Genomic DNA, 7,649 nt, shown 5'->3' on the forward strand with positions numbered 1-7,649 from the left:
AGACCCCTTATAGACGATAAGGTTGATAGGTTCGGTGTGGAAGTGCGGTAACGCATGGAGCTGACGAATACTAATCGGTCGAGGACTTATCCACGTATTATCCTTAGAAAATTTATTTTGCGTATCCAGTTTTGAAGGTGCAAACCTTTATGGAGCTGTGGTGAAGTTGGAGTTCACGCCGGTCTGTCACACCGGAGGTCGCGGGTTCGAGTCCCGTCAGCTCCGCCATTATTATCTTAATAGACAATAGTGGCTCGGTAGCTCAGTCGGTAGAGCAGAGGACTGAAAATCCTCGTGTCGGCGGTTCGATTCCGTCCCGAGCCACCATATTGTGAGCCATTAGCTCAGTTGGTAGAGCATCTGACTTTTAATCAGAGGGTCGAAGGTTCGAGTCCTTCATGGCTCACCATGCGGACGTAGCTCAATTGGTAGAGCGTCGCCTTGCCAAGGCGAAGGTCGAGGGTTCGAGACCCTTCGTCCGCTCCATTTTTAATATGAAGAATTACACCACTTTGCACGCAGCAGGTGGTGTTTTGTTGCTTTTCTTAAAAACAAACGTACTCAGTTAACATAAGTTTTTCACTTGAGGGGAATAAGTGGATTTGGTACGATACAGAAGGGTATAGCTTCAAGATATGCGGAGGTACTATGAAAATCAGTAAGGGTGTGCACAAAAACACGGTGGTTAGCTTTCTAAGGGATGCTACTTTCTTTGCAGAGAGAGGATTGCGTTTATCCCGTCGCTTTGATTATCCCAGAGCGTTGCGTTGTTTTCGCCGTGCCATCGAACTTGACCAGGAAAATGCTTCGTACCATTGTCATTTGGCAAGCATTTTGGCTGAAATGGGTAAGTTTCAGGAATCCAATGATATACTGCATCATGTTATTGACAACATCGATCCACTAATGGAAGATGTCTATTTTTATTTAGCCAACAATTACGCTAATCTCGAGGACTTCGAAACAGCGGAAGAAATGGCGATGAAATACCTGCAAACTGCCACAAAACGCTCCTTCGCTGAGGAAGCAGAAGAGCTTTTAGACTATATTTATTTTGAAATGGATTTACCACCAAGACACTTCTTGGATCACTCTGCGGATGCTGTATTTGCCAAGCATGAGCAAGCCAGAAAGAGTCTGGAAGAAGGGCGCTTTCTCGAAGCAATCGTATTGCTTACAGAGATAAATGAATTCGATCCAGATTTCATGCCGGCATGGAATAACCTGTCTCTTGCTTACTATTATGCGGGAGAAATGGATAAAGCGATGAAGATCGTTCAGGAAACTCTCGAACGTGATTCAGGTAATTTGCATGCATTGTGCAACCTGGCTGTTCTCTTATCCCATCAAAATATGGTAAGTGAACTTTTACCTGTGATTCAACAGTTAAAAAATGTAGTTCCTTTTCATCCAGAGCATGCCTATAAGCTGGCGACTACCATGGGGATACTGGGGCAACATGAGGAAGCGTTCCGTTTTTATCATCGCCTGCTCAAATTTCCATTCTATGCAGATGCTCCAACGTATCATTATGCAGCCATATCTGCTTACCTGTCGGATCATGATAGCCAAGCGGCCAAATGGTGGCAAAAGGTAAAGCAGTTGGATCCCGAATCCGGAGTAGCTGAATACTATTTAGAGATGATTCGCAATCGGGAAGCGGGAACTAAAAAAGAAGTCATTCCTTATCAATACCAACGGTTGCAAAAGCCAAAGGAAACCGCATTTGATGAATTCCGTACTGATCCAATGATCAGAGCCTCCCTGTTGTGGGCATTACAGCACGGGAAGGAAGATGCCAAACAAATGGTTATCCAGACGTTGGCAATGATTGGGGATGACGAGGCAAAGAATACATTATATAGTTTTAGCCAAACTACCCATGACCCACAGTTGCAGAAATTGGCTTTATTAACATTAAGTGAGTTAGAGGCACAATATCCAGTAGAGACGCCACATGTACAACGAAATGAAGCAGTTTCTACTTCTGAAGAACTGGTAGCTGAACTCATTCGAGACCAGATCAAAGCTGGTAATGCAGAGTTTGGAAAATGGGCATTGGCAGTATGGAGTCGTTACTGTGAACGTGGGACAGGCAAAGAACTAAATACGGTTCGAAAAATAGTAGCATGGCTGGCAGCACTTGAATATTCATATGCGAGAAAAAATCAGGATAAGGTTACGCAAGATTTTTTGGCAAAGAAATATGGGATCTCCCAGGCAACGATTGCCAAATGCATAAAAGAATTAAAGGAGCTTGATTTATATAAATTCTAACTTTATAATAAATCTAAATAAGAAGTATTAATTGGATAATAAGTTCTATTGTCTGGAGGGAAAATAGATGAGTGATCAAGCAAAAGTTTATGATGTAATTATTGTTGGAGCAGGACCTGCTGGCATGACAGCGGCAGTATATACATCACGTGCGAATATGTCCACATTGATGATTGAACGTGGAATTCCAGGCGGACAAATGGCAAATACAGAGGATATCGAGAACTATCCAGGTTTTGAATCGATTCTTGGTCCTGACTTGTCTACCAAAATGTTTGAACACGCAAAGAAATTTGGTGCGGAATACGCATATGGAGATATTAAAGAAGTTCGAGATGGCGACCCATACAAGACAGTAGTTGCTGGTGACAAGGAATATTTGGCGAAATCCATCATTGTAGCAACAGGTGCAGAGCATCGTCTTCTCGGTGCACCTGGTGAAAAAGAGCTTTCTGGCCGAGGTGTATCCTATTGTGCGGTTTGTGATGGAGCATTCTTCCGTAATAAAGAATTGGTAGTCGTTGGTGGCGGGGATTCTGCGGTTGAGGAAGCAGTATTCTTGACTCGTTTTGCTTCCAAAGTTACGATTGTTCACCGTCGTGATGAGTTCAGAGCACAGAAAATCCTGCAAAAACGTGCATTTGAAAACGAAAAAATCGAAGTAATTTGGAATACACATGTGAAAGAAATTCGTGGTGAAGGTGTTGTTCAAAGCGTATTGCTGGAGGATGCAATTACAGGCGAACAACGGGAATACCCAACGAATGGCGTATTCATCTATGTTGGCATGGACCCGCTTTCTGCTGCTGTTCAAAACTTAGGGATCACCAATGAAGCTGGATATGTTCTTACCGATGAAAAAATGCATACCAAAGTGGCAGGAATCTATGCGGCAGGAGACGTTCGTGAGAAAACTCTTCGTCAGGTTGTTACCGCAACAGGTGACGGTTCCATCGCTGCACAGGCTGCGCAACATTACGTAGAATCCTTGAATGAAAAACTAAAAGAACAAAATGTCACAATCTCTTAACTTGGTTGTAACATTACTGAAATATTTGAGGGTTACTATAAAGACATGAATTGACCCCCTTTTCTATACGTAATAAACTTTTTGCGAGGCTTTGATGAAGCCCCGCCTTTTTTTTATTTATGTATAAAAATTCAAATCCTTTTTCCTGTCAATCGGCTTAGAAGGCTTCGTTTACATTGGTCATTGTGTTATTCTATTGAAAGAATCAGAGGAGGCGAGAACGTGAACGAGCAAAATAAAGAACGAGCAGTCAACCTATTAATCATTACAGGCATGTCTGGCGCCGGCAAAACTGTTGCTGTACAGAGCCTAGAGGATCTCGGGTTCTTCTGTGTTGATAATTTGCCACCGATTCTGATTCCGAAATTTGCCGAATTAATTAGACAATCTGGCGGTGGAATTGAGCGAGTTGCATTGGTAATTGACTTGCGGGGACGGGAATTTTTCGAAAGTTTATTCCAGGAGATTGATCAACTTAGCGAAATGGAAGGAATTACGTTCCAAATTCTGTACCTCGATGCAAATGACCAAACGCTGGTTACTCGTTATAAAGAGACAAGACGAAGACACCCACTGTCCCCGAATGGTTCGCCACTGGAAGGTATTGATCTAGAGCGTAAAATCCTGCAGGAGATCAAGGGACGAGCAAGCCAAATCATTGATACTTCACAGTTGAAACCAGCACAATTACGTGAAATCATCATCAATCAGTATTCACAACAGAGCTCGCAATTAACGATAAATGTCTTGTCTTTTGGCTTTAAATATGGAATTCCGATCGATGCGGATCTGGTGTTCGACGTTCGTTTCTTGCCGAATCCCCATTACGTAGACGAATTACGCCCCAAAACAGGGTGTGACGCAGAAGTGGCCAACTACGTAATGAAATGGAGTGAGACCCAGGAATTTGTCAACAAACTGCTTGATTTCCTGGCCTTTACTTTGCCGCACTATCAACGAGAAGGAAAAAGCCAGTTAGTGATCGGAGTAGGCTGCACGGGAGGCAAACATCGATCTGTTGCGATAGCTGAACGAATCGGTCAACATTTTACAAATGATTTTCAAATTCGTGTCACTCACCGAGACATGGAAAAAAGCAAGTAAGCATACCATGGTAGATAAAATGATCTTTTGTAGGGAGAGGACAGCCTGATCATTCCCGTAACGGGGAAATTGAGGTGAAATATGACAGCAAGAAAAAGGGGAAAACAGCCACAGGAACAATTGCGAGTTGTCGTGATCGGTGGCGGTACTGGTTTGTCAGTCCTCTTGCGTGGGCTGAAACAAGAACCAGTTCATATCACAGCCATAGTTACTGTTGCAGATGATGGGGGGAGTTCAGGACGTTTACGAGAAGAGATGGATATGCTCCCTCCTGGAGATATTCGCAACGTCCTGACAGCACTTGCTGATACAGAACCACTTATGGAAAAATTGATGCAATATCGGTTTGTGAATGGAACGGGATTAGCTGGACACAACTTGGGAAATCTATTACTTGCGGCAATGAATGAAATTACGGGTGATTTTGTAACCGCAGTCAAAGAACTTAGCAGAGTACTCGCAGTTCGTGGGGAGGTCTTGCCTGCATCCAATCAATCCATCCTGCTAAAGGCGGAGATGGAAGACGGGACAATTGTTTCGGGCGAATCCCAGATCCCCTTGTCTGGAAAGCGGATCAAAAAAGTGTTTTTGGAGCCTGCTGATGCTGTTCCACTTCCAGAGGCGTCAAAAGCAATTGCGGAAGCAGATATTATCCTGATTGGACCGGGCAGTTTGTATACCAGTATCTTGCCTAATTTATTGGTAAAAGGCCTGTTTGAAGAGATTAAGGCTTCTTCTGCACCAAAAGTATACGTCTGCAACGTAATGACCCAGCCAGGTGAAACAGATGGATTCTCTGCATCTGATCATGTCAGAGCCATGTTTGAACATGTCAGAGAACCGTTTTTAGATACAGTAATTGTGAATAATGCAGTAATGCCCCCTACTGTATTGGAAAAGTATGCCGAAAAAGGAGCTGCTCCCGTTCGATGCGATATCGAAGAACTGAACTCGTTTGGGTTTACGGTTATTGCCGAATCGCTGATTACCTATGGGGATGGTTTTTTGAGGCACAATGCAAGCGCTGTTAGTGAGCGGGTTGTCAAGTTGGCCAAACAAGTGAAGGAGTGAAGATCATGTCATTTGCCGCTCATACCAAAAAGGAACTGACGATGCTCGAAGCCCCGATCTGTTGTAGTCGAGCAGAATTGGCTGCTTTAATCAGGATGAACGGCAGTATCCAGTTCGGGACGGGCAGGTTTATCCTTGATGTGTCAACCGAGAATGCCGCTATTGCAAGACGAATCTACACACTAATGAAAAAGCTGTTTCAGGTTCACGCAGAATTACTGGTTCGCAAAAAGATGCGCCTCAAGAAAAACAATGTGTATATCGTTCGTGTACCGTATCAATCCATGGAGATGTTGGAAGACTTGAGAATTATGGATAAAAATCTCAACTTTTATCCAGGTATCTCAACTGATTTGACGCAGAAGTCTTGCTGTCGCGGGGCATATCTGCGAGGAGCATTTCTGGCAGGCGGATCGGTGAACCATCCGGAGGCTTCCAGCTATCATCTGGAAATTTTTACGGCGTATCAGGATTTTTGTGAAGCACTAACCAAGCTTGCGAACCGTTATCGCTTAAATGCCAAATGTATTGAGCGGAAAAAAGGTTACGTCATGTACATTAAAGAAGGCGAAAAAATAACAGAGTTTTTAAGTTTGATTGGTGCACACCAGGCGTTGTTGTATTTCGAGGATGTTCGGATCGTAAAGGACATGCGTAATTCGGTGAACCGTCTACATAACTGTGAAATCGCCAACATTAACAAAACAGTGAACGCCGCGACGAGGCAGATGGAGAATATTCAACTGATTGAAAAAGAAATGGGACTGGATAACCTTCCGCCCCGATTGAGAGAAGTTGCAGAGCTTCGTCTCCTGCACCCGGATATTAACCTCAAGGAACTGGGGGAAATGCTTCCGAGTGGAGTGGTAAGCAAGTCAGGAATCAACCATCGACTGCGAAAAATTAACGAAATCGCTGACAAATTAAGAGAAAAACAAAATATTTCTATACCATAACATGATATACTACTGATAATCAGTAAGGAAAGTAAGGAGGATCACCCCATGGTACGCCAACAAGTACGGGTAAATTTGAAAACGGGATTGCAGGCTCGACCAGCCGCATTTTTCGTACAGGAAGCAAACCGTTTTGCTTCAGAGATTTTTGTAGAGAAGGACACAAAAAAGGTGAATGCCAAAAGCATTATGGGGATCATGAGCTTGGCAATCAGCTCTGGAACGGAGATCACCATTTCTGCAGAAGGTCCAGACGAGTCACAAGCAGTTAGCAATTTAACCAACTTGGTAAGCAGAGAAGAATAAAATATGGAGTAGCAAAGAAAAGATAGTCGACATATTTTGACTATCTTTTTTGTTTACAGGTGGAAAATGGTCCGTTTAGGATAATGAACTGAAAAGGAAATAGCGTATTACCAATTTCTCACTATTTGCAAGTTAGATAACGTTTACAAGTTGCAAAATATAGAATTTAAAAAATTTTTAAAAAAGTGTCGTAATTTTATCAAATTCGAATATAATATGTTACAAGAGGGTCGTATTTATTCATATTTCCTCAGTTTACTAAGTGATTTTTTTCACTTACTTTTTTTATTTGATCTTCCCTTCCGAAAGGAGTGCGTTTATGCACATCGTAGTATGCGTCAAGCAGGTTCCTGACACGAAGATCATCAAGATCAACCCCAAGACAAACACGTTAGACAGAAGCAGTGCCCCAGCAATCCTCAATCCTTATGATGCTCATGCAGTTGAGGAAGCAGTTCGCCTCAAGCAACAACATGGAGGTACTGTAACTGTACTGTCCATGGGACCACCTCAAGCAGTTAGTGCGATCCGCAAATGTGTGGAAATCGGTGCTGACGATGCTTATCTCATTTCCGACCGTGCATTTGCCGGAGCGGATACGTTGGCAACAAGCTATGCACTGTACAAGGCACTTGAAAAAATCACTAAATTGAAGCCGATTGACCTCGTACTCTGTGGAAAAATGGCTATCGACGGTGACACTGGTCAAGTAGGTCCTGGTATCGCAAGACGTATGGGAATACCGCCACTTACAAACGTAAAATTCATCGAAGCTGCTGATTTTGCTAAGAAAACTATTGTTGTTCATCGTAAACGTGAGAATGGCTATGAGGTGATTCAATCTACAATGCCATGCTTGCTTACCACTGAGAAAGAAATCAACGAGGTTTCTTACTCTCCACTTC

General features: G+C 43.1%; 7 protein-coding genes, 4 tRNA genes and 1 rRNA gene. All 12 read left to right on the forward strand.

The genetic code is table 11. The features are described 5' to 3' along the window. Nucleotides 1–94, forward strand: a 23S ribosomal RNA gene (locus ACPW7N_RS15790); the annotation flags it as partial. A 57-nt stretch (nt 95–151) separates the two neighbouring features. Next, a tRNA-Asp gene (locus tag ACPW7N_RS15795) sits at nt 152–228 on the forward strand. Between the two features lie 23 nt (nt 229–251). Next, nucleotides 252–327: transfer RNA gene (locus ACPW7N_RS15800), tRNA-Phe, on the forward strand. A gap of 6 nt (nt 328–333) precedes the next feature. Continuing rightward, nucleotides 334–409: transfer RNA gene (locus ACPW7N_RS15805), tRNA-Lys, on the forward strand. Nucleotide 410: 1 nt separating this feature from the next. Then, nucleotides 411–486: transfer RNA gene (locus tag ACPW7N_RS15810), tRNA-Gly, on the forward strand. Nucleotides 487–648: 162 nt separating this feature from the next. Further along, nucleotides 649–2,277 carry a tetratricopeptide repeat protein gene (locus ACPW7N_RS15815; RefSeq protein ID WP_425652068.1) on the forward strand — a complete coding sequence of 543 codons (1,629 nt, stop codon included), beginning with the start codon at nt 649–651 and terminating at the stop codon, nt 2,275–2,277. Between the two features lie 67 nt (nt 2,278–2,344). Beyond that, nucleotides 2,345–3,307, forward strand: coding sequence for a thioredoxin-disulfide reductase (gene trxB / locus ACPW7N_RS15820; RefSeq protein ID WP_425652069.1), 963 nt, complete (start codon nt 2,345–2,347; stop codon nt 3,305–3,307). A gap of 222 nt (nt 3,308–3,529) precedes the next feature. Next, complete coding sequence (gene rapZ / locus ACPW7N_RS15825) at nt 3,530–4,411, forward strand: RNase adapter RapZ (protein WP_425652070.1); 882 nt, start codon at nt 3,530–3,532, stop codon at nt 4,409–4,411. Nucleotides 4,412–4,492: 81 nt separating this feature from the next. After that, nucleotides 4,493–5,482, forward strand: coding sequence for a gluconeogenesis factor YvcK family protein (locus ACPW7N_RS15830; RefSeq protein ID WP_425652071.1), 990 nt, complete (start codon nt 4,493–4,495; stop codon nt 5,480–5,482). A gap of 5 nt (nt 5,483–5,487) precedes the next feature. After that, nucleotides 5,488–6,438 carry a DNA-binding protein WhiA gene (whiA, locus tag ACPW7N_RS15835; RefSeq protein ID WP_425652072.1) on the forward strand — a complete coding sequence of 317 codons (951 nt, stop codon included), beginning with the start codon at nt 5,488–5,490 and terminating at the stop codon, nt 6,436–6,438. Nucleotides 6,439–6,486: 48 nt separating this feature from the next. Then, complete coding sequence (locus tag ACPW7N_RS15840) at nt 6,487–6,744, forward strand: HPr family phosphocarrier protein (RefSeq protein WP_425652073.1); 258 nt, start codon at nt 6,487–6,489, stop codon at nt 6,742–6,744. 319 nt (nt 6,745–7,063) lie between these two features. Then, nucleotides 7,064–7,649: electron transfer flavoprotein subunit beta/FixA family protein (locus tag ACPW7N_RS15845; RefSeq protein ID WP_425652074.1), on the forward strand; the 586-nt coding region annotated here is incomplete at its 3' end.

Source organism: Brevibacillus nigriterrae (assembly GCF_049846925.1).
Classification (GTDB): domain Bacteria; phylum Bacillota; class Bacilli; order Brevibacillales; family Brevibacillaceae; genus Brevibacillus_H.